At 34.1% G+C, this 22488-nt stretch carries 32 protein-coding genes and 1 pseudogene; 3 read left to right on the plus strand and 30 right to left on the minus strand.

Going from position 1 to position 22488, the window contains the following annotated elements:
* A pseudogene (locus EG242_RS03690) lies at nucleotides 1–1067 on the minus strand (hypothetical protein); the annotation flags it as partial.
* 1 nt (nucleotide 1068) lies between these two features.
* Nucleotides 1069–2055, minus strand: a complete 987-nt coding sequence (locus tag EG242_RS03695) for an LLM class flavin-dependent oxidoreductase (RefSeq protein WP_124898569.1) — start codon at nucleotides 2053–2055, stop codon at nucleotides 1069–1071.
* An 82-nt stretch (nucleotides 2056–2137) separates the two neighbouring features.
* Here EG242_RS03695 and EG242_RS03700 point away from each other — a divergent pair, with 82 nt between their 5' ends.
* The 3 genes from EG242_RS03700 to EG242_RS03710 all read left to right on the plus strand — a co-directional run bounded on the left by EG242_RS03700 (nucleotide 2138) and on the right by EG242_RS03710 (nucleotide 5192).
* Nucleotides 2138–2758 (plus strand): MarC family NAAT transporter, encoded by a 621-nt coding sequence (locus EG242_RS03700; protein ID WP_124898570.1) that lies wholly within the window; start codon nucleotides 2138–2140, stop codon nucleotides 2756–2758.
* A 120-nt stretch (nucleotides 2759–2878) separates the two neighbouring features.
* Nucleotides 2879–4393: a SulP family inorganic anion transporter gene (locus tag EG242_RS03705; RefSeq protein ID WP_124898571.1), complete on the plus strand. Its 1515-nt coding sequence runs from the start codon at nucleotides 2879–2881 to the stop codon at nucleotides 4391–4393.
* A 16-nt stretch (nucleotides 4394–4409) separates the two neighbouring features.
* Nucleotides 4410–5192 (plus strand): hypothetical protein, encoded by a 783-nt coding sequence (locus tag EG242_RS03710; RefSeq protein ID WP_124898572.1) that lies wholly within the window; start codon nucleotides 4410–4412, stop codon nucleotides 5190–5192.
* 58 nt (nucleotides 5193–5250) lie between these two features.
* Here EG242_RS03710 and ctlX read toward each other — a convergent pair whose 3' ends face one another.
* From ctlX to rplP, 28 genes are all read right to left on the minus strand, one after another.
* Nucleotides 5251–6189 carry a citrulline utilization hydrolase CtlX gene (ctlX, locus tag EG242_RS03715; RefSeq protein ID WP_235831861.1) on the minus strand — a complete coding sequence of 313 codons (939 nt, stop codon included), beginning with the start codon at nucleotides 6187–6189 and terminating at the stop codon, nucleotides 5251–5253.
* A gap of 44 nt (nucleotides 6190–6233) precedes the next feature.
* Nucleotides 6234–6593 (minus strand): four helix bundle protein, encoded by a 360-nt coding sequence (locus EG242_RS03720; protein ID WP_124898573.1) that lies wholly within the window; start codon nucleotides 6591–6593, stop codon nucleotides 6234–6236.
* 28 nt (nucleotides 6594–6621) lie between these two features.
* Nucleotides 6622–7533 carry a dimethylarginine dimethylaminohydrolase family protein gene (locus tag EG242_RS03725; protein ID WP_124898574.1) on the minus strand — a complete coding sequence of 304 codons (912 nt, stop codon included), beginning with the start codon at nucleotides 7531–7533 and terminating at the stop codon, nucleotides 6622–6624.
* A gap of 115 nt (nucleotides 7534–7648) precedes the next feature.
* Nucleotides 7649–8932 (minus strand): citrate synthase, encoded by a 1284-nt coding sequence (locus EG242_RS03730; protein WP_124898575.1) that lies wholly within the window; start codon nucleotides 8930–8932, stop codon nucleotides 7649–7651.
* A 275-nt stretch (nucleotides 8933–9207) separates the two neighbouring features.
* The gene (gene eno, locus EG242_RS03735) at nucleotides 9208–10503 is read right to left on the minus strand and encodes a phosphopyruvate hydratase (RefSeq protein WP_124898576.1); all 1296 of its coding nucleotides are present in this window, start codon (nucleotides 10501–10503) and stop codon (nucleotides 9208–9210) included.
* Nucleotides 10504–10574: 71 nt separating this feature from the next.
* Entirely contained in the window at nucleotides 10575–11285 is a 711-nt protein-coding gene (locus tag EG242_RS03740) for a hypothetical protein (protein ID WP_124898577.1), read from the minus strand.
* A 103-nt stretch (nucleotides 11286–11388) separates the two neighbouring features.
* A complete protein-coding gene (carA, locus tag EG242_RS03745; protein WP_124898578.1) occupies nucleotides 11389–12501 on the minus strand; it encodes a glutamine-hydrolyzing carbamoyl-phosphate synthase small subunit in 1113 nt (370 codons plus the stop codon).
* Nucleotides 12502–12621: 120 nt separating this feature from the next.
* Nucleotides 12622–13113, minus strand: a complete 492-nt coding sequence (gene rplQ, locus EG242_RS03750) for a 50S ribosomal protein L17 (protein ID WP_124898579.1) — start codon at nucleotides 13111–13113, stop codon at nucleotides 12622–12624.
* A 63-nt stretch (nucleotides 13114–13176) separates the two neighbouring features.
* On the minus strand, nucleotides 13177–14169 hold the full coding sequence (locus EG242_RS03755; RefSeq protein WP_124898580.1) for a DNA-directed RNA polymerase subunit alpha: 993 nt from the start codon (nucleotides 14167–14169) through the stop codon (nucleotides 13177–13179).
* Nucleotides 14170–14194: 25 nt separating this feature from the next.
* The gene (rpsD, locus tag EG242_RS03760) at nucleotides 14195–14800 is read right to left on the minus strand and encodes a 30S ribosomal protein S4 (RefSeq protein WP_124898581.1); all 606 of its coding nucleotides are present in this window, start codon (nucleotides 14798–14800) and stop codon (nucleotides 14195–14197) included.
* Nucleotides 14801–14889: 89 nt separating this feature from the next.
* Complete coding sequence (gene rpsK / locus EG242_RS03765) at nucleotides 14890–15273, minus strand: 30S ribosomal protein S11 (RefSeq protein ID WP_091522117.1); 384 nt, start codon at nucleotides 15271–15273, stop codon at nucleotides 14890–14892.
* 8 nt (nucleotides 15274–15281) lie between these two features.
* Entirely contained in the window at nucleotides 15282–15656 is a 375-nt protein-coding gene (gene rpsM / locus EG242_RS03770) for a 30S ribosomal protein S13 (protein WP_124898582.1), read from the minus strand.
* A 2-nt stretch (nucleotides 15657–15658) separates the two neighbouring features.
* Nucleotides 15659–15775 carry a type B 50S ribosomal protein L36 gene (gene ykgO, locus EG242_RS03775; RefSeq protein WP_002987490.1) on the minus strand — a complete coding sequence of 39 codons (117 nt, stop codon included), beginning with the start codon at nucleotides 15773–15775 and terminating at the stop codon, nucleotides 15659–15661.
* Nucleotides 15776–15860: 85 nt separating this feature from the next.
* Nucleotides 15861–16076, minus strand: a complete 216-nt coding sequence (gene infA / locus EG242_RS03780; protein WP_011963449.1) for a translation initiation factor IF-1 — start codon at nucleotides 16074–16076, stop codon at nucleotides 15861–15863.
* Between the two features lie 3 nt (nucleotides 16077–16079).
* Nucleotides 16080–17426 (minus strand): preprotein translocase subunit SecY, encoded by a 1347-nt coding sequence (gene secY, locus EG242_RS03785; RefSeq protein ID WP_124898583.1) that lies wholly within the window; start codon nucleotides 17424–17426, stop codon nucleotides 16080–16082.
* Between the two features lie 16 nt (nucleotides 17427–17442).
* Complete coding sequence (gene rplO, locus EG242_RS03790) at nucleotides 17443–17895, minus strand: 50S ribosomal protein L15 (RefSeq protein ID WP_124898584.1); 453 nt, start codon at nucleotides 17893–17895, stop codon at nucleotides 17443–17445.
* Between the two features lie 12 nt (nucleotides 17896–17907).
* Nucleotides 17908–18090 carry a 50S ribosomal protein L30 gene (rpmD, locus tag EG242_RS03795; RefSeq protein WP_091522133.1) on the minus strand — a complete coding sequence of 61 codons (183 nt, stop codon included), beginning with the start codon at nucleotides 18088–18090 and terminating at the stop codon, nucleotides 17908–17910.
* An 11-nt stretch (nucleotides 18091–18101) separates the two neighbouring features.
* Nucleotides 18102–18626, minus strand: coding sequence for a 30S ribosomal protein S5 (gene rpsE / locus EG242_RS03800; RefSeq protein ID WP_124898585.1), 525 nt, complete (start codon nucleotides 18624–18626; stop codon nucleotides 18102–18104).
* Between the two features lie 12 nt (nucleotides 18627–18638).
* Complete coding sequence (gene rplR / locus EG242_RS03805; protein ID WP_124898586.1) at nucleotides 18639–18989, minus strand: 50S ribosomal protein L18; 351 nt, start codon at nucleotides 18987–18989, stop codon at nucleotides 18639–18641.
* A gap of 11 nt (nucleotides 18990–19000) precedes the next feature.
* A complete protein-coding gene (gene rplF, locus EG242_RS03810; protein ID WP_124898587.1) occupies nucleotides 19001–19543 on the minus strand; it encodes a 50S ribosomal protein L6 in 543 nt (180 codons plus the stop codon).
* 17 nt (nucleotides 19544–19560) lie between these two features.
* On the minus strand, nucleotides 19561–19959 hold the full coding sequence (rpsH, locus tag EG242_RS03815; protein ID WP_124898588.1) for a 30S ribosomal protein S8: 399 nt from the start codon (nucleotides 19957–19959) through the stop codon (nucleotides 19561–19563).
* A 104-nt stretch (nucleotides 19960–20063) separates the two neighbouring features.
* A complete protein-coding gene (gene rpsN, locus EG242_RS03820) occupies nucleotides 20064–20333 on the minus strand; it encodes a 30S ribosomal protein S14 (RefSeq protein ID WP_124898589.1) in 270 nt (89 codons plus the stop codon).
* A gap of 1 nt (nucleotide 20334) precedes the next feature.
* Nucleotides 20335–20886 (minus strand): 50S ribosomal protein L5, encoded by a 552-nt coding sequence (rplE, locus tag EG242_RS03825; RefSeq protein ID WP_124898590.1) that lies wholly within the window; start codon nucleotides 20884–20886, stop codon nucleotides 20335–20337.
* Nucleotides 20887–20888: 2 nt separating this feature from the next.
* Complete coding sequence (gene rplX, locus EG242_RS03830) at nucleotides 20889–21203, minus strand: 50S ribosomal protein L24 (protein WP_124898591.1); 315 nt, start codon at nucleotides 21201–21203, stop codon at nucleotides 20889–20891.
* 12 nt (nucleotides 21204–21215) lie between these two features.
* On the minus strand, nucleotides 21216–21584 hold the full coding sequence (gene rplN / locus EG242_RS03835) for a 50S ribosomal protein L14 (RefSeq protein ID WP_124898592.1): 369 nt from the start codon (nucleotides 21582–21584) through the stop codon (nucleotides 21216–21218).
* Between the two features lie 2 nt (nucleotides 21585–21586).
* On the minus strand, nucleotides 21587–21844 hold the full coding sequence (rpsQ, locus tag EG242_RS03840; RefSeq protein ID WP_124898593.1) for a 30S ribosomal protein S17: 258 nt from the start codon (nucleotides 21842–21844) through the stop codon (nucleotides 21587–21589).
* 17 nt (nucleotides 21845–21861) lie between these two features.
* On the minus strand, nucleotides 21862–22053 hold the full coding sequence (gene rpmC, locus EG242_RS03845) for a 50S ribosomal protein L29 (RefSeq protein WP_124898594.1): 192 nt from the start codon (nucleotides 22051–22053) through the stop codon (nucleotides 21862–21864).
* A gap of 12 nt (nucleotides 22054–22065) precedes the next feature.
* Entirely contained in the window at nucleotides 22066–22485 is a 420-nt protein-coding gene (gene rplP, locus EG242_RS03850; RefSeq protein WP_091100323.1) for a 50S ribosomal protein L16, read from the minus strand.
* Between the last annotated feature and the right edge of the window lie 3 nt (nucleotides 22486–22488).

The following is a 22488-nucleotide window of genomic DNA, read 5'->3' on the forward strand; positions in this document are numbered from 1 at the left end:
TCTGCAGCTAAACGTGCTTTTTCATCGGCTTCTTGTTTGGCTTTGGCTTCTGCAGGTAAACGTACTTTTTCATCGGCTTCTTGTTTTGCTTTAGCTTCTGCTGCTAAACGTGCTTTTTCATCGGCTTCTTGCTTGGCTTTGGCTTCTGCAGCTAAACGTGCTTTTTCATCGGCTTCTTGTTTGGCTTTGGCTTCTGCAGCTAAACGTGCTTTTTCATCGGCTTCTTGCTTTGCTTTGGCTTCTGCAGCTAATCGTGATTTTTCATCGGCTTCTTGCTTGGCTTTAGCTTCTGCTGCTAAACGTGCTTTTTCATCGGCTTCTTGTTTTGCTTTGGCTTCTGCAGCTAATCGTAATTTTTCATCAGCTTCTTGCTTGGCTTTGGCTTCTGCAGCTAATCGTGGTTTTTCATCGGCTTCTTGTTTTGCTTTAGCTTCTGCAGCTAAACGCGATTTATCATCGGCTTCTTGCTTGGCTTTGGCTTCTGTTTCTGCACGATTTTTATTTTCGTTTTCTAATCGCTGGTTTTCTTCAAACTCTTTGCGTGCCTTATCTGCTGCTTCTTTTTTTAATTTTTCCGTAGCACTTAACTTTGCGTTTTCTTCAGCTTCAAGTCGGGATGTTTCTAGGGCATCATTTTTTGCTTTTAATTCAGCCGCTAATCGAGCTTTTTCTTCGGCTTCTTGCTTAGCTTTGGCTTCGGCTTCCAAACGCGCTTGTTCTTTAAACTTGGCTTGTTCAGCATAAAATGCAACCTTTTCAATAATACGATCATCAATTTTGGCTCCATCTAAAGAAAATCCTTTAAAACTACTAATCAATTTAATAATTATGGCACCATTTTCACCGTTTTTACCAAAAACCTCAATAGCATCTTCTGGTTCTAATTCAATAATACTTTCAATATGCTCTGGTTTTATTTTAGCATAATCGGCAAAACGAATTTTGTAACCATTTACAATAATCAATGGGTTTTTAGCACTAACTTCTATCGCATAAGAAATTGGCGAACTGGCATTAATCGTTAATGTTGCAAAAGCGCAACTAATTGATATAAGTATTTTTTTCATCTTAAATTTTAGAAATGATTGAAGCAAACTTCTCCATAGTATACAAACGTTTTTCTACGGAATATATTGGACACGACATCATAATTTCGTTTATTTGATAACGTTCGATAAAGTGTTTCAAATTTCGAGCCACATTTTCTTCGTCGCCAATAAAACTTCCGGCGGTCATTTGGCTTATCTGAGCTTCTTCTACCACAGACCAATCATCATAAAAAGCCATATCGGGTTGTTTCATTTTAGAACGTTGGTTGCGAATCAATCCTAAAAACATTTTATAAAAAGAAGAGGCACTTAATTTGGCATCCTCAGTAGTTTCACCAATAATAACATTAACACAAGCTATTTTATACGGAGCTGAAATTTCTCCGTTAGGCTGAAATTCATCGGTATAAAACTTAAAAGCAGCACCTAATTGTTGCGGAGCAAAGTGAGATGCAAATGCGTAAGGCAAACCGTAAGCAGCAGCCAACACAGCACTATCGGTACTTGATCCCAACATATAAACAGGAACGTTTGTACCTTCTGCTACAAAAGCACGAACCTTAGATTCTGTATTTTCTGTTGAAATATATTGTTGAATTGCCGAAACATTTTTAGGAAATTCATGAACGTTCTGCATAAAGTTTTCATTCATGTGTTGCGCGGTTAACCCGTCGGTACCCGGTGCGCGACCTAAACCTAAATCAACACGATTTGGATAAATTTGGGCAAGTGTTCCAAACTGTTCGGCAATTGCTAACGGTGAGTGATTTGGTAACATTACACCACCAGAACCCACACGTATTTTGTGAGTATTTGCCGCCACATAACCCATTAAAACTGATGTAGCATTACTTGCAACACCTTCCATATTATGATGTTCTGCTAACCAATAACGTGTAAATTGCAATTCATCGGCTTTTTGTGCTGTAACTTTTAATTCGTTAAACGCATCTTGAATCGTATGATTTTCTTTAACGTAAACCAGATCCAGAAAAGAATAGTTCATATTTTTTTTATAAAAATAGTCAATTTATTTCTAACCTTATTTGAAATTATTTTTTAGCTTTAAAAAAAACTTATTTCTACCTATGGATTTATTCTTAATTACATTTGCTGCCCTATTTTCTGTTATAAATCCGTTAGGATCGGTACCCATATTTTTAGGTTTAACCCAAGGCGATTCTAAAGAAACTAAGAATAAAACAGCCTTATGGGCTTCAATTAATGTTTTTATTATTCTTGTAATTTCTTTTTTAATAGGTAAAATTATTTTAAATTTTTTTGGTATTAGCATAGATGTTTTAAGAATTGCCGGTGGTGTAGTAATTTGTTCATCGGGCTTTGGACTTTTATCAGGAACTTTTAGCAAACGCCGCGGAGTAAACAAAAAAGTAACTGACGACGCACAACAGCGAAGTGATATTGCCTTGACACCGTTAGCTATACCAATGATGGCTGGTCCGGGATCTATGTCATTACTTATTGCCATGGATCAAGATTACCCAGAAATAACCAATAAACTAATTATTGTAGGTGCAATTATGGGTGTTGCAATCAGTGTTTTTTTAGTTTTACGCAGCGCTAATTATATTTCTAAACTTTTAGGAGCATCAGGAATTGTAGCTATATCAAGAATTATTGGATTTTTAGTTTTAGCAATTGGTATTCAATATATAATAAATTCGTTACTTATTATTTTTAAGATATAATCATGCTTCTTTTGTAAATAGATATCTTTGCAAAAATTAACAACAACTTTTTGTTATATACTTAATTAAGATTGTATTTATTTACAGCAATTAAGTAATTTCTTGTAAATAATTAAGAGCATGCTACTCGATTTAAAAACGTACCGAATAGAAATTTTAGCTGGTTTAACGGTTGCAATGACCATGATACCAGAATCGTTATCATTTGCAATTGTAGCAGGTTTACCACCTTTAACAGGATTGTACGGAGCGTTTATCATGGGAATTATTACTGCTTTTTTAGGCGGAAGACCTGGAATGATTTCTGGTGGTGCTGGCGCTACAGTGATTGTAATGATTTCGCTTATTGCCGTTCACGGAATAGAATATTTTTTTGCTGCAGTTGTTTTAGCAGGGCTATTTCAGGTTGTTGTCGGAGTTTTTAAACTCGGTAAGTTTGTACGCTTGGTTCCACAGCCAGTAATGTACGGATTTTTAAACGGCTTGGCAGTTGTGATATTTATGTCGCAAATAGAGCAGTTTAAATATGGGTCAGGTATTACTGCCCAATGGCTTCAAGGCGAATCGCTGTACATAATGGGTGGCTTGGTAGCTTTAACTTTAATATTGGTGTACTTTATTCCAAAGATATCAAAAGTGTTACCTACAACATTAATTGCCATTGCCATTGTTTTTGGTGTGGTTCATTTGTTTGGAATCGAAACAAAAACAGTGCAAGATATTGCATCGATCAGCGGAGGCTTTCCTCCTTTCCATATTCCACAGATACCTTTAAATTTTGAAACTTTAGAAATTATTTTTCCGTACGCAGCGATTATGGCGGGTGTAGGTTTGCTTGAAAGCTTACTGACCTTAACGCTGGTTGACGAAGTCACCGAAACGCGTGGAAATGCTAATAAAGAATCGGTAGCGCAGGGAATTGCCAATATTGCTAACGGTTTTTTCACAGGAATGGGTGGCTGCGCCATGATTGCCCAAACATTTGTAAACTTAAATGCGGGTGCGCGAAAACGTATATCGGCAATTGTGAGTAGTTTGGCTATATTGTTCATTATATTGGTCGCTGCGCCGGTTATAGAGCAAATCCCTATGGCTGCTTTGGTGGGCGTTATGATGATGGTTGCTATTACAACTTTTAGTTGGGGATTTTTTAAGAAGATGACCAAAATGCCTAAAACCGATATTTTAGTAACTGTGATTGTTGCCGGAATTACCATTATTTTTCACAATTTAGCTGTTGCCGTTTTGGTCGGAATTATTATTTCGGCATTAGTATTTGCATGGGAAAGCGCGAAACGCATCAGAGCCAGAAAATATATTGATGCAAATGGAATTAAGCATTACGAAATATACGGACCGTTATTTTTTGGATCGATCGCAAATTTTAACGAAAAGTTTGATCTAGCAAATGATCCCGAAACTATAATGATTTCTTTTAAGGAAAGTAGAATTGCCGATATGAGTGGTATTGAAGCGGTTGATTTACTGACAAAAAAATACAGCGAACGCAACAAAAAAGTAATTCTTACACATTTAAGTGAAGACAGCAGAAAGCTGTTAGAAAATGCATCGGCTATTATTAAAGTGAATATTGCAGAAGACCCGCATTATAAAATACCGAGTGATTTGTTGTAGATTAATAATAAACAATATGAGACTATCAAAATTTAAAATATTATTAATTACAGTATGTTGTTTTATAATTAGCTGTAAAAAAGAAAAATTGAATACTGCTAAAACAGAAAAATCAACTAAATATCTGTTAGAATCTCAGTATAACTCCCCTTTTTTTGAGACAATAATCTTTCAAATAAAAGAAGATAGTAGTTATATTTTCACTAAAGAAAGTGAATTAGATCATGATAATAGCTCTATAATTTCAAAAGGCAAAGTTCATATTCAAAATGATACAATTTATTTCAAATATCATCAATTTCCAATAAATCAAGCTAAGAAAGCAATATTAAAAAATAACTTAATCATTTTTTTAAATGCTGAAAATCCATATCGTCTTCCAATTTCCAAAACTAAATTAATTGTAAAGAATTATTATGATTTACATCAATTTAAAAATTACAGCACTTTTACATCAGATGAATTTTTGTTGAAATATCATTATAAGAAGGATTTTTCTAATTATGAATTACAAAACAATGATATGATACAATTAGATAGAATTCTAAAGAAAATGTTACTAGAAAATAATGATAAACTGAGAGCTTTTGAAGATTATATTATTCAATGTTGTGCGATTAAAAATGATCAAGATGAAATTGAAGTTTTTATTAATCTTTATTGTAACGATGAAATGATTAATTCTAGATTTAAAATTAGTACTATAAGAATGAAAGATGGAGGGAGTTGTAATGTAAGTTTAAAAATTAATCTAACAAAAAACACCTATTCAGATTTAGCTATAGCTGGAGTTGTATAGTAACATAAAACAAAAACGCAATGATTTCTCAATGCGTTTTTGTTTTATAAACTTAAAATTATTCCTGTGGTAAAAAAACTTCAGCCAGCATGCAACGGGCACTTCCGCCGCCACAAGCTTCAATGGTGTAAAGAGGTGTGTGTAAAATAGCACAATGCTTTTCTATTGCTTTAATCTGTACATCGGTTAAAATTTCATAAGCCTGTGTACTCATTACCATATATAATTGTCCGTCTTTTCCTTCAACCTGCAACATATTTCCTGCAAAATGATTTACTTGGTTTTCGGTAATATAGATAATTTCTTTACCGTCTTCTTTCAAGCTATTTACAACCAATTTACGTTCTTGTTTATCATCGATACTATCGCCACAAATAACAGCAAAAGTTTCGGCAATACTCATCATAACGTTGGTATGGTAAATTGGTAAACGTTTACCATCAACGGTTTGGTATGCTTCAAAAATAATTGGGTGCATGTCGTTATCTTCACAAAACTCTATAATCAGTTCTTCATCTGCACGAGGCGATAAAGCTGCATAAACTTTCGCATTTTCACGATCGATAATCATGCTTCCGGTTCCTTCTAAAAAAACATCGTCTTCTTCTGCCGATGTATAATCGTTTATTTCTGCTATTTTAAAACCTTTGTCTTCCAGAATATCCAAAATATCTTCACGACGTTCTAATCTGCGGTTTTCTGCAAACATTGGGTACAAAACTACTTCGGCATTTTCATGGAACGAAACCCAATTGTTAGGAAAGATACTGTCTGGTGTATCGCTTACTTTGGTATCATCTACCACAACCACGTTTACACCTACCGATCGCAAACGCTCTACAAAACCATCAAACTCTTCTTGTGCTTTTTGGTTTACGTTTGCCGGAGTTAATCCTTCTAATTTCTTTTGATAATAATTATTTACTGCCGTTTGTTCGTTCATACGGAATTGCACCGGACGAATCATTAATACGGTATTTGCTGCTTGCTGACTCATATATTTTATGTTGTATGTTGTGTGTTTTATGTTCTGTAATGTTTCTATTTCCAATTATTTTCAACGTATTTAATAAAAGAATAAATTTTAGCACTCAAAATTTGATAATTCTGAATCAGATCATTTCTAAATAAGTTACCGTATAAATGCTTAATCTTTTCAAGATGATTAATTGTCTCTAAAGAACTTGCCCATGAAAAGGTTAGGAATCTCACAAACTCTGCTTTATAAGCACTTCGTCCGTACCCTTCTACAATATTTGTTACAATACTATCAGACGATCTTCTTAATTGGCTACCTAATTCGTATAGTTCATATTTAGGTAATTTTAAAGACATTGGATGTACTTCATAAAACAAAGACAAACTTATTTTGTGAATATCTAAATCTTTATAACTGCTCATGATTAACCTAAAACTTATAACGTATAACTTATTCTCTAATTAACGGTAAAGTGGAACAACGTAAAAGTCCTTCTTGTTTAGAAATCTCTGCATACGGAATTTCTTCTACGGTGAATCCGTGATCGCGTAACCAGTTATTTAATCGAGTGAAATTTCGTTCTGAAACCACTACATTTTTATCAATAGAAAAAACATTCGAATTCATGTGGTACATTTCTTCACGTTCGATATGGAACAGATTTTCTCTGCCGAAAAGATTTACCAGATACATATAATCTGCTTCTTCGCGAAAGCCCGATTTATAGATAATTCCTTTATTTGCTCCTACAGGCTGAAAGCAACAGTCTAAATGCAAGGCGTTATCGCGAGGTTCAATTTTAGATTTTACCAAATCGAATTCCTTTACAATTTTATGCGGAAACAAATCTTTTATAAACTGTACACCTGCCATATTGGTACGTGCGGTAATGAAATCTTTATAATCGCTGCCTTTATAAGTTCCTATAAAAATATGATCGTTATAAAGCATTACATCGCCACCTTCGATATGAACTTCTTCTGGCGGACGAACAACCTTTGTTTGATCCATTTCATTGATTACATATTGAATTGCCTCTAATTCACGTTCACGATCTGGCAAAATATTTGCTTTAATAAAAACATCGTCAATTACAAAACCAATATCGCGACTAAAAATCTGATTGTAATCTTCAATAATTTCTGGTCTGTAAACTTTTACATTATATTTATTAAAAACCTGATTAAAAGCTTCCATTTCGTTTATCATATCTTTTTCTACCGGATACGTACCTGCTTTGATATGTTCTAACGATTTTGGATCATAAGCTTCATCTACTGTTGGTGTTGGGCCATTACTTTGAGCGGTTCCAAGTATTACGGCCTTAAGCCTTGAAGTTTCATCTGTTACATGTAATTTCATATTTTCTTGAATGTTGGTTTTAGCAAATATAAGAAGTTCTTTGTTGTTTTGCTATTAAAATCAGAAAAGCCAAATCGGTTTGATTTGGCTTTGTATTGTGAATGACAGATATTGATTATCTGTTTGACATTTCTTTGAACGGACGCAATGCTTCCCCTACATAAACTTGACGTGGGCGACCGATTGGTTCTTTGTTTTCGCGCATTTCTTTCCATTGAGCAACCCATCCTGGTAAACGACCAATTGCAAACATTACGGTGAACATTTCGGTTGGAATTCCTAATGCACGGTAAATAATACCTGAATAGAAATCTACGTTTGGATATAAGTTACGTGCTACGAAATACTCGTCTTTCAATGCCATTTCTTCTAAATCTTTAGCGATTTTTAAGATAGGATCGTTTACACCTAATTCTGCTAAAACTTCGTCTGCCGCTTTCTTGATGATACGTGCACGTGGATCGAAATTTTTATAAACACGGTGACCAAAGCCCATTAAACGGAACGGATCGTTTTTATCTTTTGCTTTTGCTAGATATTTGTTTGCGTCACCACCGTCTTTCTGAATTTCTTCTAACATTTCTAATACCGCTTGGTTTGCACCACCATGAAGTGGCCCCCAAAGTGCAGAAACGCCCGCAGAAATCGATGCAAATAAACCTGCATGAGAAGATCCTACCATTCTTACAGTAGATGTAGAACAGTTTTGTTCGTGATCTGCATGTAAAATGAACAATTTATCAATTGCATTTAAAACCACAGGGTTTACTTTGTAAGGACCAGTAGGTAATTTAAACATTAACTGTAAAAAGTTTTCTACATAAGGTAATGTATTATCGTAATAATTTAACGGATAACCGTTGATTTTTCTGTATGTCCACGTAGCTACAACCAAGAATTTACCCATGATTTTACAAACAGCCTCGTACATATCGCTTTTACTATCTGCATTTACAACTTTAGGATTAAAAGCAGTAAGCGAACAAGTTAACGATGCTAAGATACCCATTGGGTGTGCATGTTTAGGAAAACCGTCAATGATTCCTTTCATTTCTTCATTCACCAAAGTATACTTGCGTATGTCGGCTTCAAAAGTTTCAATTTGCTTAGTGGTAGGTAATTCTCCAAAAATAACTAAATAAGCTACTTCTAAAAAGTTTGAGTTTTCAGCTAAATCTTCAATAGAATAGCCACGATATCTTAAAATTCCTTCTTCGCCATCTAAAAAAGTAATAGCACTTTTACATGAACCAGAATTTTTATAACCAGGGTCTAAAGTAATGGCACCTGTTAAAGCTCTTAACTTTTCAATATCGATAGCTACTTCGTTTTCTGTTCCCACAATTACTGGAAATTCAAACGTTTTGTCATCTATCGCTATAGTTGCAGTTTTTGACATATATTTTTTAGTTTATCTTTTATTTGTTTGTTAGCGAATTTAATAAAAATGTTTCACTTGGTAAAGGATAAATATATAAATAATTCTTATTAATAATAGAAAATACTTATTATTTATACATAATGAGATAGGATACCTTGCCCCTAATTTATTGATTATTTAAGATGATCTTTTTATATTCTTAATTTTTGACGCTATCTATTGTGATATACCAAAAAAAAGAGGACAAAAAACAAAAATGACGCATAACGCGTCATTTTTATAGTAGGTGAAAATTATCTTTTTATCTTAAAGGCTTTGCTTTGTGGATAGTATGCCACACTGCCTAATTCTTCTTCAATTCTTAATAATTGATTGTATTTACTCATACGATCAGAACGTGAAGCAGAGCCTGTTTTAATTTGTCCGCAGTTTAATGCTACAGCCAAATCTGCAATGGTATTATCTTCTGTTTCGCCCGAACGGTGGCTCATTACAGATGTGTAACCTGCATTATGTGCCATGTTTACAGCAGCAATAGTTTCACTCAATGTACCAATTTGGTTTACTTTAATTAAGATCGAGTTTGCTGTGTTCTCACTGATTCCACGCTCTAAACGAGAAACATTTGTTACAAACAAATCATCGCCCACTAATTGAACTTTATTACCCACTTTTTGTGTTAATAAATTCCAACCGCTCCAATCGTCTTCATACATTCCGTCTTCGATTGATATAATTGGATATTTTTCGCACAATTCAGCTAAATAACTCGCTTGCTCTTCAGATGTACGTATTTTTCCTGTTTCGCCTTCAAATTTCGTATAATCGTAGTTTCCGTTTACATAAAATTCAGAAGCAGCACAATCTAACGCAATCATAATATCTTTTCCAAAAACATAACCTGCTTTTTCAACAGCTAATTTAATAGAATCCAAAGCATCTTCTGTTCCGCCGGCTAAATTTGGAGCAAAACCACCTTCGTCACCAACTGCTGTAGATAAATTTCTGTCGTGTAAAACTTTCTTTAAATTATGAAAAATCTCTGTTCCCATTTGCATTGCTTCGGTAAAATTAGCGGCAGAAACCGGCATAATCATAAATTCCTGAAATGCAATTGGCGCATCAGAATGCGATCCACCGTTAATGATATTCATCATTGGAACAGGCAATGTGTTTGCAGAAACACCACCAACGTAACGATACAATGGCATTCCTAATTCATTAGCTGCAGCTTTTGCAACCGCCAAAGAAACACCTAAAATAGCATTTGCTCCAAGGTTTGATTTATTTGGAGTACCGTCTAATTCAATCATTGTTTGATCGATTACGTTTTGTTCAAAAACACTAAAACCAACAATGTTTTCTGCAATTACTTCATTAACATTTTTTACTGCTGTTAAAACGCCTTTACCCATCCATTGCTTACCGCCATCACGTAACTCAACTGCTTCGTGTTCACCTGTTGACGCTCCCGATGGCACTGCTGCACGACCTAAAACGCCGTTTTCTGTAATTACATCAACTTCTACCGTTGGATTTCCGCGAGAATCTAAAATCTGGCGTGCATGAATTTTTACGATTGTACTCATAATATTTTAATTGTGTTGTATAATTTGTTGTGCAAATGTAAGTATTTGATGTTTAAAAAAAAAGAAGCTTTTTACACTTCTTTCACATCTATATTTTGATTGCTTTTTAAGTTTTCTATAAAAAATAACGTTAGTAATATGGTAAACATTAGAATGATATAATGTAGAAAACCATAACTATTTTCTAAAAACAAAACCGCTAAAACAAATAGTGCTATCGTTGAAAGTATTCTGGTTTTATATGTTCTCTTTTCTATTTGTAGATCTTTAAAATAAACCAAAGAAGCTATTGTTGACGAAAGCCCAATCATAAAAGCCAAAGGTGCTAATTCATTTTCTTGTTGCACTACTGAAAACAATAAAATAACTAAAGAAACAAGTAAGCTTATGATTGATGTTTTATTATCTTTTAATGTAATAAATTCTTGCTGATAAATATCGTTCTCAAATGAAGCGTATTCTTGTATGGTTAGTTTCACACTTCGCAAATAATCGGTTCGTAAACTATCGTAGAGAAAAAACAGTAAATTTCTATGATTAAGATGTAAGCCCATAAAAATTTCTTTCCGTTTTCTGTCTTCTTTTGTAACATACATATTGGTTTTATAATGATAAACCTTTCCTAATACAAAAGTAAGTTTTTGCGCATCGTCAGGTATTTCAATAATTGAAGTTCCTTGTGCCAAAAATTTAGTAAACAAAACATCATCTACATATAACTTTATACTTCTTAAAGAAAACCAACCATATATAAATCTTGTTTTAATATTTAAAGTTAGCATAACGATTTTATTTTAAGGAACTTAAAAATACTAAAAAATCGTTAAAAACAAAACCCTTTCAGCATTTGACTGCTGAAAGGGTTTTTCTTTATACTATGAACTATTAAGCTTCTTTTTGTTCTTTCATATAAGTAACAAACTCATCAAACAAATATTTTGAATCGTTTGGTCCTGGTGATGATTCCGGATGATATTGCACCGAAAACACCTGCTTATCTTTTAAACGGATACCTGCAACGGTATTATCATTTAAATGGTAATGTGTAATTTCTAAATTATCATTTTGCTCTACTTCTTCACGTACTACAGCAAAACCGTGGTTTTGAGAAGTAATTTCGCCTTTTCCAGAAACCGAATTCATAATAGGATGATTGATTCCGCGGTGACCATTAAACATTTTATACGTGTTTACACCCTGCGATAATGCAATGATTTGATGCCCCAAACAAATACCAAAAACCGGTTTATCTGTTGCAATAATATCTTTTGCCGTTTCAATAACCTGCGTTAACGGTTGTGGATCTCCAGGTCCGTTAGACAAGAAATATCCATCTGGATTAAAATTGTTTAAATCTTCAAGAGTAGCGTTATAAGGATACACCTTTACATAACAATCACGAGCCGCAAGACAACGTAATATATTTGTTTTAATACCAAAATCTAACGCTGCAACTTTATATGTTGCATTCTCATTGCCATAAAAATAAGGTTCTTTTGTAGAAACTGCCGAAGCCAATTCTAAACCGTTCATGTCTGGAACAGCTGCTAAAATCTCTTTTAATTCGTCGATTGATTTTCCGTCTGTTGAAATCACCGCATTCATAGCACCGTTATCTCGAATATAACTTACCAATGCACGGGTATCAACATCAGAAACAGCAACTAGATTTTTCTTTTCAAAGTAATCATACAGAGATCCATCAGCATCAGGTCGAGAAAAATCTTTACTAAAGTTTTTACAAACCAAGCCTGCAATTTTAATTCCATCTGAATCAACTTCGTCATTATGAACACCGTAATTTCCGATATGCGCTACGGTTGATAACATAATTTGCCCGTAGTATGAAGGGTCGGTAAAAATTTCTTGGTAACCCGTAACACCTGTGTTAAAACAGATTTCGCCCGTTGTTGTTCCTTTAATTCCTACAGATTTTCCATGAAAAATAGTACCATCGCTTAAAAGTACAATTGCTTTATCTTTAGAAGTATATTTCATTATTGTTGATTATTTCGGGGTACAAAATTAATACAAATACTTTAAAAAAAAGTATAAAAAAAAGGACAAACTATAAAAGTTTGTCCTTTTAATATTAAAGAATAATTTATGGTTGATAAATTACTCATTAGTTTCTTTAGCTTCAGTAGAAGTTTCAGCTGCAGGAGCAGGAGTAGTTTCAGCTGTATCCGCTTTTTTTCTACCTCTACGAGTTGTAGCTTTTTTAACTTCTTTTTTACCAGCATTATAAATTTCGTTGAAATCTACTAATTCGATCATTGCCATTTCAGCATTATCACCTAAACGATTTCCTAATTTAATAATACGAGTATATCCACCTGGACGGTCACCAACTTTAGGAGCAACCTCTCTGAATAATTCTGTAACTGCGTATTTGTCTCTTAAGTAAGAAAAAACGATACGACGGTTGTGTGTGTCGTCTGTTTTACATTTAGTTACTAAAGGCTCAATAAATTGCTTTAATGCTTTAGCTTTAGCAACTGTAGTGTTAATACGTTTGTGTTCTATTAAAGAACATGCCATATTAGCTAACATCGCTTTTCTGTGACTTGCTTGTCTACTTAAGTGATTTATTTTTTTTCCGTGTCTCATGACGTAGTTTTTTTAAGCTTCATCTTGCTTCAATCCTCTTTGGAGAGCAAAATATGAAGTAATTTATTCTTTATCTAATTTGTATTTTGATAGATCCATTCCAAAAGTTAAACCTTTAACTTGAACTAGTTCTTCTAATTCAGTTAATGATTTCTTTCCGAAGTTTCTAAATTTCATTAAATCGTTTTTGTTATAAGAAACTAAATCGCCTAATGTATCAACTTCAGCCGCTTTTAAACAATTTAATGCTCTTACTGAAAGATCTAAATCTACCAATTTGGTTTTCAGAAGCTGTCTCATGTGCAATGATTCCTCATCGTATGATTCAGTTTGAGCGATTTCATCAGCCTCTAAAGTGATTCTTTCATCAGAGAATAACATAAAATGATGAATCAACGTTTTAGCAGCTTCTGTTAAAGCATCTTTAGGATGAATAGATCCATCTGTAACGATATCAAAAACTAATTTTTCATAATCGGTTTTTTGTTCTACACGATAGTTTTCTATAGCATACTTAACATTTTTTACAGGCGTGTAAATAGAGTCTGTATAAATTGTTCCGAAAGGTGCGTTAGGTTTTCTATTTTCTTCTGCAGGTACGTAACCTCTACCTTTTTCGATAGAAATTTCCATGTTAATGGTAATTTTACCGTCAAGATTACAGATTACTAAATCAGGGTTTAAAACTTGGAATCCTGAGATATATTTTTGGAAATCGCCAGCTGTTAATTGATCTTTTCCTGTGAATGAAATGCTTACAGATTCATTATCAATATCTTCAATTTGACGTTTAAAACGTACCTGTTTTAAGTTTAAGATAATTTCTGTTACATCCTCAACAACACCAGAAATAGTAGAAAACTCATGCTCAACACCTTCAATACGTACCGAGGTTATTGCATATCCTTCTAATGATGACAGAAGCACTCTTCTTAGTGCATTACCAATGGTTAATCCATAACCAGGTTCTAAAGGACGAAATTCGAATTTCCCTTTAAAATCTGTTGAATCAATCATGATAACTTTATCGGGCTTTTGAAAATTAAATATTGCCATGTGTGTTTCGACTGAATGTCAATTATTATTTGTTGTACAACTCTACGATTAACTGTTCTTTGATGTTTTCTGGAACTTGAAGTCTAGCAGGAACACTTACATAAGTACCCTCTTTAGTATCATTATTCCAAGTAATCCATTCGTAAACAGCGCTAGAATTAGATAATGAACGTTCGATAGCCTCTAATGATTTAGATTTTTCGCGAACTGCTACTTTATCTCCAGCTTTTAATTGGTATGAAGGGATGTTAACTAATTCACCGTTAACGGTAATATGTCTGTGAGAAACAATTTGACGAGCTGCACGACGAGAAGAGGCGATACCCATTCTGTAAACAACATTGTCTAAACGAGATTCACATAACTGGATTAAAACTTCACCTGTTACACCTTTAGATGCAGATGCTTTTTTAAACATGTTACGGAATTGTTTTTCTAAAACACCGTACGTGTATTTAGCTTTTTGTTTTTCCATTAACTGGATAGCGTATTCAGATTTTTTACCTCTCTTTTTTGCTAAACCGTGTTGCCCTGGCGGGTAATTTCTTTTTTCGAATGCTTTATCATCTCCGAAGATTGCTTCTCCGAATTTACGAGCGATTTTTGTTTGTGGACCAGTATATCTTGCCATTTTAAAAAAAATAAAAAAGGTAGGGATTATGAATTCAGGTCTTATCCTCCGATAATCTATTCCTACCTTAGGTTATACTATAATATAAATTAAACTCTTCGTCTTTTTGGAGGACGACATCCGTTGTGAGGAATTGGAGTAATATCAATGATTTCTGTTACTTCGATACCACTGTTGTGGATAGAACGAATTGCAGATTCTCTACCATTTCCTGGTCCTTTAACGTAAACTTTCACTTTTTTAAGTCCAGCTTCTAACGCTACTTTACCACAATCTTCTGCTGCCATTTGTGCTGCATAAGGAGTGTTTTTCTTAGAACCACGGAATCCCATTTTACCTGCTGACGACCAAGAAATAACTTCACCTTTTTTGTTTGTTAACGAAATGATGATGTTATTGAAGGTTGCGCTGATATGAGCTTCTCCAGTAGATTCAACTATAACTTTACGTTTTTTTGTATTTGCTTTAGCCATACTACTTATTATTTAGTTGCTTTTTTCTTGTTAGCAACAGTTTTTCTTTTACCTTTTCTTGTTCTAGAGTTGTTTTTAGTTCTTTGTCCTCTTAATGGAAGACCAGCTCTATGACGGATTCCACGTTGACATCCGATATCCATTAAACGTTTAATGTTTAAAGATACTTCTGAACGTAATTCACCTTCAATTTTGTAATAAGACATTGCTTCACGAATAGCACCGATTTCTTCATCGTTCCATTCTGAAACTTTTTTGTCTTCATTAACGTTAGCTTTTGCCAACACCTCTTTTGATCTACTTAAACCTACACCGAAAATATAAGTTAAAGCAATAATTCCTCTTTTATTTTTAGGTACATCTACCCCTGCTATTCTTGCCATAATTATCCTTGTCTTTGTTTAAATCTAGGATTCTTTTTGTTTATAACGTATAATCTTCCTTTTCTACGTACAATAATGCATTCCGCACTTCTTTTTTTAACTGATGCTCTTACTTTCATTGTAAATTTGCTTTGGGCTTTAAGCTCTAGGCTTTAGGAATAAACATACTGCTTATTGCCTACTGCTTATAGCTTATTGCTTTTTTTAATATCTATAAGTAATTCTTGCTTTAGACAAATCATAAGGGCTCATTTCTAACTTCACTTTATCACCAGGTAATAATTTGATGTAATGCATACGCATTTTTCCAGAAATATGAGCAATTACAATATGTCCGTTCTCTAATTCTACACGGAACATTGCATTTGATAATGCTTCAATAATCGCTCCGTCTTGTTCTATTGCTGATTGTTTTGCCATATATTAAGCAATTGCTTTTCTATTTTTTCCACTCTTCATTAATCCGTCGTACTGCTTGTTTAACAAATAAGCATTAATTTGCTGTATTGTATCAATTGCAACACTTACTAAAATTAATAAAGATGTTCCACCATAAAACATTGCCCAACCCTGTTGAATTCCCATTAAAGATACCGCGATTGCAGGTAAAACTGCGATCACAGCAAGGAATAACGAACCTGGAAATGTGATTAACGACATTACGCGATCTAAGAAGTTTGCAGTTTCTTGTCCAGGCTTAATTCCTGGTATAAAACCTCCACTACGTTTTAAATCATCGGCCATTTTATTGGTAGGTACCGTAATTGCGGTGTAAAAGTACGAAAAAATTATGATTAACAAAGCAAAAACTAAATTATACTCTAAACCAAATATGTTACTAAACATTGTGGTTACAGTTTGCGCACTGTCTGAAGAGGATAACCCAGCAATTACTGGTGGTATAAACATAATTGCTTGTGCAAAGATAATTGGCATTACACCTGAAGCGTTAAGCTTTAAAGGAATCCACTGACGGTTTCCTGATACAGATGCAGCGTCGTATTCACCAGCTACACTTCTACGAGCGTATTGTACAGCGATTTTACGAACTGCCATTGTTAAAAATATACAAGCTATGATTATTAATAACCAGATGATAACTTCTATTACAATCATCATTGGACCACCGTTACCTGCTACCATACGAGACTGTGTCTCTTGCATGAATGCAATTGGTAATTTAGCGATGATACCAACCATAATTAATAATGAAATACCGTTTCCAATACCTTTATCAGTAATCTTTTCACCTAACCACATTGCAAAAACTGTTCCTGTAGTTAATATTAATACTGAAGAGAATAAGAAAGAGAAAGAATCAAAGCCTAATAAAAATGCATCAGGTGGTAATTGTTTATACAAGTTGTAAATGTAACCTGGACCTTGAACTAAGGTAATACCAATAGTTAACCATCTTGTAATTTGGTTCATTTTCTTTCTACCACTTTCACCATCGTTTTGAAGTTTCTGTAGGTAAGGCACAGCTATACCCATTAACTGAACTACGATAGAAGCAGAGATGTAAGGCATTATACCCAATGCAAAAATAGAAGCCTGCGAGAACGCACCTCCTGTAAATACATTTATAAGCCACCCTATTCCTTGATCAGTTTGATCTGATAAAGCGTGTAATTTTGTAGCATCAATACCTGGTAAGGTTACTTGTGCACCAAAACGATACACAAGTAACATACCTAAAGTTATTAAGATTTTATTCTTAAGTTCTTCGATATTCCAAATATTGGCTAAAGTTTCAAAAAACTTCTTCATAAGTAGTTAAAGATTTTTATAAAGATACAACTTCACCACCAGCTGCTTCAATAGCGGCTTTTGCTGTTGCTGTAAATTTATGAGCAGTTACTGTTAATTTCGCCTTAAGCTCTCCTCTACCCAAAATCTTAACTAAGCTATTTTTAGAAACTATTCTATTTTCAACTAATGCATTAAAATCAATTGCATTAGTAATTGTTCCGTTATCAACTAAAGTTTGTAATGTATCTAAATTAATACCTACATACTCTACTCTATTGATGTTTTTAAAACCAAATTTAGGAACACGTCTCTGTAAAGGCATCTGTCCACCTTCAAAACCAATTTTCTTAGAATAACCAGAACGAGATTTAGCTCCTTTGTGACCACGTGTAGACGTACCACCTTTACCAGAACCTTCACCACGACCTACTCTTTTGTTTTGATTATGTACAGAACCGTTTGCCGGTTGTAAATTACTTAAATTCATAATTCAATTAAATTAATTAATTTCTTCTACAGAAACTAAATGTTGAACTTTCTTTACCATTCCTACAATAGTTGGTGTATTATCATGCTCAACAACTTGTCCTAATTTATGTAAACCTAAAGCTTCTAATGTTCTTTTTTGGTTTTCTGGACAATTGATTTTGCTTCTAACTTGTTTTACTTTAATTTTTGACATACTACTCAAAATTAAGATTTAAATACTTTCTCTAAAGAAATTCCTCTTTGTTTTGCAATAGTAGCAGCACTTCTCATGTTTAATAAAGCATCGAAAGTTGCTTTAACAACGTTATGAGGGTTAGAAGAACCTTGAGATTTTGATAATACATTGTGAATACCTACAGCCTCTAGAACTGCACGTACGTTACCACCCGCAATAACTCCGGTACCTACTGATGCTGGCAATAAAAATACGCGAGCACCACCAAATTTACCTTTTTGTTCATGAGGAATGGTAGTTCCTTGTAATGGAATACGAACTAAGTTTTTCTTAGCATCTTCAACTGCTTTAGCAATTGCTTCAGAAACGTCTTTAGATTTTCCTAAACCATGACCCACTACACCGTTTTCGTCACCTACTACAACTACAGCAGAAAAGCCAAAAGCTCTACCCCCTTTAGTTACTTTAGTAACACGATTAACTGAAACCAAACGATCTTTTAAATCAAGACCAGCTGGTTTAACATATTCTACGTTTTTATAACTTTGATACATAACTAACTACAATTAGAATTTTAATCCAGCTTCTCTTGCGCCTTCTGCTAATGATTTAACACGACCGTGGTATAAGTTACCACCTCTGTCAAAAGAGATAGTTTCTACGCCAGCTTTCAAAGCCTTCTCTGCAATTAGTTTACCAACTGATGCAGCAGTTTCAATTTTAGTTCCTTTAGTTACACCAGCTTCTCTTGAAGATGCCGCAGCTAAAGTTACACCGTTCACATCATCTATGATTTGTGCATAGATTTCCTTGTTGCTTCTAAATACAGCTAAACGTGGTGTAGCAGCAGTACCGCTAACCGTTTTTCTAATTCTGTATTGAATTCTTTGTCTTCTTTCAGATTTGTTTAATGACATGATCTTAATTTTTAAGCTGATTTACCTGCTTTTCTTCTTAATACTTCACCAACAAACTTGATACCTTTACCTTTGTAAGGTTCTGGTTTACGGAAAGAACGAATCTTAGCTGCAACCTGACCTACCAATTGTTTGTCTGCCGATGATAATTTAACGATAGGGTTTTTACCTTTCTCAGAAACTGTTTCAACTTTTACTTCGTCAGTAATGTTTAAAACAATGTTGTGAGAGTAACCTAAAGCCAAATCAAGTTTTTGACCTTGATTTGAAGCACGGTAACCAACACCTACTAATTCTAATTCTTTAGTAAAACCTTCAGATACACCAACAACCATGTTATTGATTAAACTTCTGTATAAACCGTGTTTTGCTCTTTCTTCTTTTACATCAGATGAGCGCTCAACGATTACTTGTCCGTCTTCTACTTTCACATCAACTTTATCAAAAGCCTGTGAAAGCTCTCCTAATTTTCCTTTAACTACAATAACAGAATCTTTAACTTCTACAGTTACGCCAGCTGGTATTGCGATTGGATTTTTACCTATTCTTGACATTTCGCTAGTCTATTTTATTAGTATACGTAACAAACAACTTCACCACCAACATTTAACTGCTTCGCTTTTTTACCTGTCATTAAACCTTTAGATGTTGACACAATTGCAATACCTAAACCGTTTAAGATACGTGGTAAATCTGCAGATGATGCATATTTACGTAAACCTGGTTTACTAATTCTTTGGATATCTTTGATAACTGACTCTTTCGTGTCTTTATCATATTTTAAAGCTATTTTAATTGATCCTTGCACTGAAGAATCATCATATTTGTAGCTTAAAATATATCCTTGTTCGAATAAAATTTTTGTGATTTCTTTTTTGAAGTTAGACGCTGGGATCTCTACAACTTTGTGGTTTGCACGAGAAGCATTTCTAATTCTTGTTAAAAAATCTGCGATAGGATCTGTATACATATGTATAAAATTGCGATTAGGGTTTTCAGGAAACAAATGTTTCCTGAACCTTTAATCAATTAAAATTATTTTTTAGTTGGCAAAAGTACTAACTTTTTTCGAGATTACCAACTTGCTTTTTTAACACCTGGGATTAACCCTTGGTTAGCCATTTCACGGAAAGTTACACGTGAAAGACCAAACTGACGCATATACCCTCTTGGGCGACCTGTTAATTTACAACGGTTGTGTAAACGTACTGGCGATGCGTTAGCAGGTAATTTTTGAAGCGCTTCGTAATCACCCGCTTCTTTTAAAGCTTTGCGTTTTGCAGCATATTTAGCTACCAAAGCTTCTCTTTTTGCCTCACGGGCTTTCATTGATTCTTTAGCCATACTAGTTCTTTTTAAAAGGTACTCCTAATTCTGCTAATAATGATTTTGCTTCAGCATCTGTGTTAGCAGATGTTACAAAAGTAATATCAAAACCTGCAATTTTGTTAACTTTATCAATATCGATTTCAGGGAAAATAATTTGCTCAACTACCCCTAAGTTATAATTTCCTCTTCCGTCAAACCCAGTAGATTTAACACCAGCGAAATCACGTACACGTGGTAATGCAGATGTAACTAAACGGTCTAAGAATTCGTACATTCTTTCGCCACGTAAAGTAACTTTAGCACCAATTGGCATCCCTTTTCTTAATTTAAAAGAAGCAACGTCTTTTTTAGAAATAGTAGATACTGCTTTTTGTCCTGTAATTTTTGTTAATTCTTCAACAGCGTGATCAACTAACTTTTTATCAGAAACGGCAGCACCAACTCCACGGCTTACAACGATTTTCTCAAGTTTAGGAACTTCCATTACATTTTTGTAACCGAATTCTTCTTTTAAAGCAGAGACTACTCTGTCTTTATATTCTTGTTTAAGTCTTGGTATATAAGTCATGACTATAATGCTTGATTAGATTTTTTAGAAACGCGTACTTTCTTATCTCCTTCTACTTTGTAAGCAACTTTAGTTACACCTTTTGTGGTTGGGTCTACTAAAGCTATGTTAGAAATATGAATTGCTGCTTCTTTTTTTACAATACCTCCTTGAGGGTTGGTAGCACTTGGCTTAACATGTTTAGAAACCATGTTTACCCCTTCAACGATTGCTTTATTTTTGTCGCGGAAAACGCGAACAACTTTTCCTTCTGATCCTTTGTGATCTCCAGCAATAACGCGTACGTTATCTCCTGATTTAATTTTTAGCTTTGTCATCATTTGAAAGAATTAAAGCACTTCAGGTGCTAATGATACAATTTTCATGAATTGTTTTTCACGAAGTTCTCTTGCAACGGGACCAAAAACGCGAGTTCCTCTCATTTCACCTGCAGCGTTCAATAACACACATGCGTTGTCATCGAAACGGATGTAAGATCCATCAGCTCTTCTCACTTCTTTTTTGGTACGTACAACAACTGCAGTTGATACAGTTCCTTTTTTAGCGTTACTGTTTGGGGTAGCGTCTTTAATTGAAACTACAATTTTATCTCCAACAGAGGCATAACGACGTTTCGTTCCTCCTAAAACACGGATCGTCAAAACTTCTTTTGCGCCTGTGTTATCTGCTACTTTTAATCTAGATTCTTGTTGTACCATAATTACTTCGCTCTTTCAATGATTTCAACTAATCTCCAACATTTGTTTTTAGACAATGGACGTGTCTCCATAATTCTAACTGTGTCACCAATGTTACAGTCGTTCAATTCGTCGTGTGCAACATATTTCTTTGTTTTTAACACGAACTTTCCGTATAATGGGTGTTTTACCTTACTTGTTTCAGATACAACAATTGACTTAGTCATTTTGTTGCTTGTAACTACACCGACTCTTTCTTTTCTTAAATTTCTTTTTTCCATCTTTCAGCAGAATACAATTATTGTAAGTCTTTTTTGCTAATCTCAGTATTCACTCTTGCGATAGCTCTTCTTACAGTTCTTAATTGCAAAGGGTTAGCAATAGGTGAAATAGCGTGAGCATGTTTTAACTCAGCATATTGGTTTGTTAATTCACCAAGTTTTGCTTGTAACTCAGCTACAGATAGATTATTTATTTCTTGTTTCTTCATAATGATCTAAAATTAAGCTTCGAAATCTCTAGCAATGATAAACTTAGTTTTTACTGGAAGTTTTTGAGCAGCTAAACGTAATGCTTCTTTTGCAACTGCTAAAGGCACACCACCTACTTCAAACATAATTCTTCCTGGCTTAACAACTGCAGCCCAATACTCAACTGCACCTTTACCTTTACCCATACGAACCTCTAAAGGTTTTTTAGTAATAGGTTTATCTGGGAAGATTTTAATCCATAATTGTCCTTCACGTTTCATGAAACGAGTTGCAGCGATACGCGCAGCTTCGATTTGACGAGAAGTAATGAACGAGTAATCTAAAGATTTAATACCGAACATTCCGTTAGAAAGTTCGCTACCTCTTTGAGAAACTCCTTTCATTCTACCTTTCTGTACCTTACGGTACTTGGTTCTTTTAGGCTGTAACATTTT

This window comes from Paenimyroides viscosum, from assembly GCF_003858535.1.
In the GTDB taxonomy this organism is placed as follows: domain Bacteria; phylum Bacteroidota; class Bacteroidia; order Flavobacteriales; family Flavobacteriaceae; genus Flavobacterium; species Flavobacterium viscosum.

Coding starts and splice junctions, on each gene's coding strand:
- EG242_RS03725 (WP_124898574.1), bottom strand. CDS start 7,533: ATGAAATTACATGTAACAGATGAAACTTCAAGGCTTAAGGCCGTAATA.
- rplR (WP_124898586.1), bottom strand. CDS start 18,989: ATGTCATTAAACAAATCTGAAAGAAGACAAAGAATTCAATACAGAATT.
- infA (WP_011963449.1), bottom strand. CDS start 16,076: ATGGCAAAACAATCAGCAATAGAACAAGACGGAGCGATTATTGAAGCA.
- rplE (WP_124898590.1), bottom strand. CDS start 20,886: ATGACTTATATACCAAGACTTAAACAAGAATATAAAGACAGAGTAGTC.
- rplQ (WP_124898579.1), bottom strand. CDS start 13,113: ATGAGACACGGAAAAAAAATAAATCACTTAAGTAGACAAGCAAGTCAC.
- rpsM (WP_124898582.1), bottom strand. CDS start 15,656: ATGGCAAGAATAGCAGGGGTAGATGTACCTAAAAATAAAAGAGGAATT.
- eno (WP_124898576.1), bottom strand. CDS start 10,503: ATGAGTACAATCGTAAAAATTCATGCACGCCAGATTTTAGATTCTCGC.
- ykgO (WP_002987490.1), bottom strand. CDS start 15,775: ATGAAAGTAAGAGCATCAGTTAAAAAAAGAAGTGCGGAATGCATTATT.
- carA (WP_124898578.1), bottom strand. CDS start 12,501: ATGAAATATACTTCTAAAGATAAAGCAATTGTACTTTTAAGCGATGGT.
- rpsN (WP_124898589.1), bottom strand. CDS start 20,333: ATGGCTAAAGAATCAATGAAAGCCCGTGAGGCAAAAAGAGAAGCTTTG.
- rpsQ (WP_124898593.1), bottom strand. CDS start 21,844: ATGGAAAAAAGAAATTTAAGAAAAGAAAGAGTCGGTGTAGTTACAAGC.
- rpsE (WP_124898585.1), bottom strand. CDS start 18,626: ATGTATCAAAGTTATAAAAACGTAGAATATGTTAAACCAGCTGGTCTT.
- EG242_RS03700 (WP_124898570.1), top strand. CDS start 2,138: ATGGATTTATTCTTAATTACATTTGCTGCCCTATTTTCTGTTATAAAT.
- EG242_RS03755 (WP_124898580.1), bottom strand. CDS start 14,169: ATGGCAATATTTAATTTTCAAAAGCCCGATAAAGTTATCATGATTGAT.
- rplO (WP_124898584.1), bottom strand. CDS start 17,895: ATGAATTTAAGTAATTTACAACCGGCAAACGGTTCTGTACATAATCAA.
- EG242_RS03695 (WP_124898569.1), bottom strand. CDS start 2,055: ATGAACTATTCTTTTCTGGATCTGGTTTACGTTAAAGAAAATCATACG.
- rpsD (WP_124898581.1), bottom strand. CDS start 14,800: ATGGCAAGATATACTGGTCCACAAACAAAAATCGCTCGTAAATTCGGA.
- rplN (WP_124898592.1), bottom strand. CDS start 21,584: ATGGTACAACAAGAATCTAGATTAAAAGTAGCAGATAACACAGGCGCA.
- rplP (WP_091100323.1), bottom strand. CDS start 22,485: ATGTTACAGCCTAAAAGAACCAAGTACCGTAAGGTACAGAAAGGTAGA.
- EG242_RS03705 (WP_124898571.1), top strand. CDS start 2,879: ATGCTACTCGATTTAAAAACGTACCGAATAGAAATTTTAGCTGGTTTA.
- EG242_RS03730 (WP_124898575.1), bottom strand. CDS start 8,932: ATGTCAAAAACTGCAACTATAGCGATAGATGACAAAACGTTTGAATTT.
- rpsH (WP_124898588.1), bottom strand. CDS start 19,959: ATGTATACAGATCCTATCGCAGATTTTTTAACAAGAATTAGAAATGCT.
- rpsK (WP_091522117.1), bottom strand. CDS start 15,273: ATGGCTAAAGCAAATACAAAAAAACGTAAAGTTATAGTTGAATCTACT.
- secY (WP_124898583.1), bottom strand. CDS start 17,426: ATGAAGAAGTTTTTTGAAACTTTAGCCAATATTTGGAATATCGAAGAA.
- rplF (WP_124898587.1), bottom strand. CDS start 19,543: ATGTCAAGAATAGGTAAAAATCCAATCGCAATACCAGCTGGCGTAACT.
- ctlX (WP_235831861.1), bottom strand. CDS start 6,189: ATGAGTCAGCAAGCAGCAAATACCGTATTAATGATTCGTCCGGTGCAA.
- EG242_RS03710 (WP_124898572.1), top strand. CDS start 4,410: ATGAGACTATCAAAATTTAAAATATTATTAATTACAGTATGTTGTTTT.
- rplX (WP_124898591.1), bottom strand. CDS start 21,203: ATGACAAAGCTAAAAATTAAATCAGGAGATAACGTACGCGTTATTGCT.
- rpmC (WP_124898594.1), bottom strand. CDS start 22,053: ATGAAGAAACAAGAAATAAATAATCTATCTGTAGCTGAGTTACAAGCA.
- EG242_RS03720 (WP_124898573.1), bottom strand. CDS start 6,593: ATGAGCAGTTATAAAGATTTAGATATTCACAAAATAAGTTTGTCTTTG.
- EG242_RS03740 (WP_124898577.1), bottom strand. CDS start 11,285: ATGCTAACTTTAAATATTAAAACAAGATTTATATATGGTTGGTTTTCT.
- rpmD (WP_091522133.1), bottom strand. CDS start 18,090: ATGTCAAAAATTAAAGTAAAACAAGTTAGAAGCAAAATCAATTGTCCA.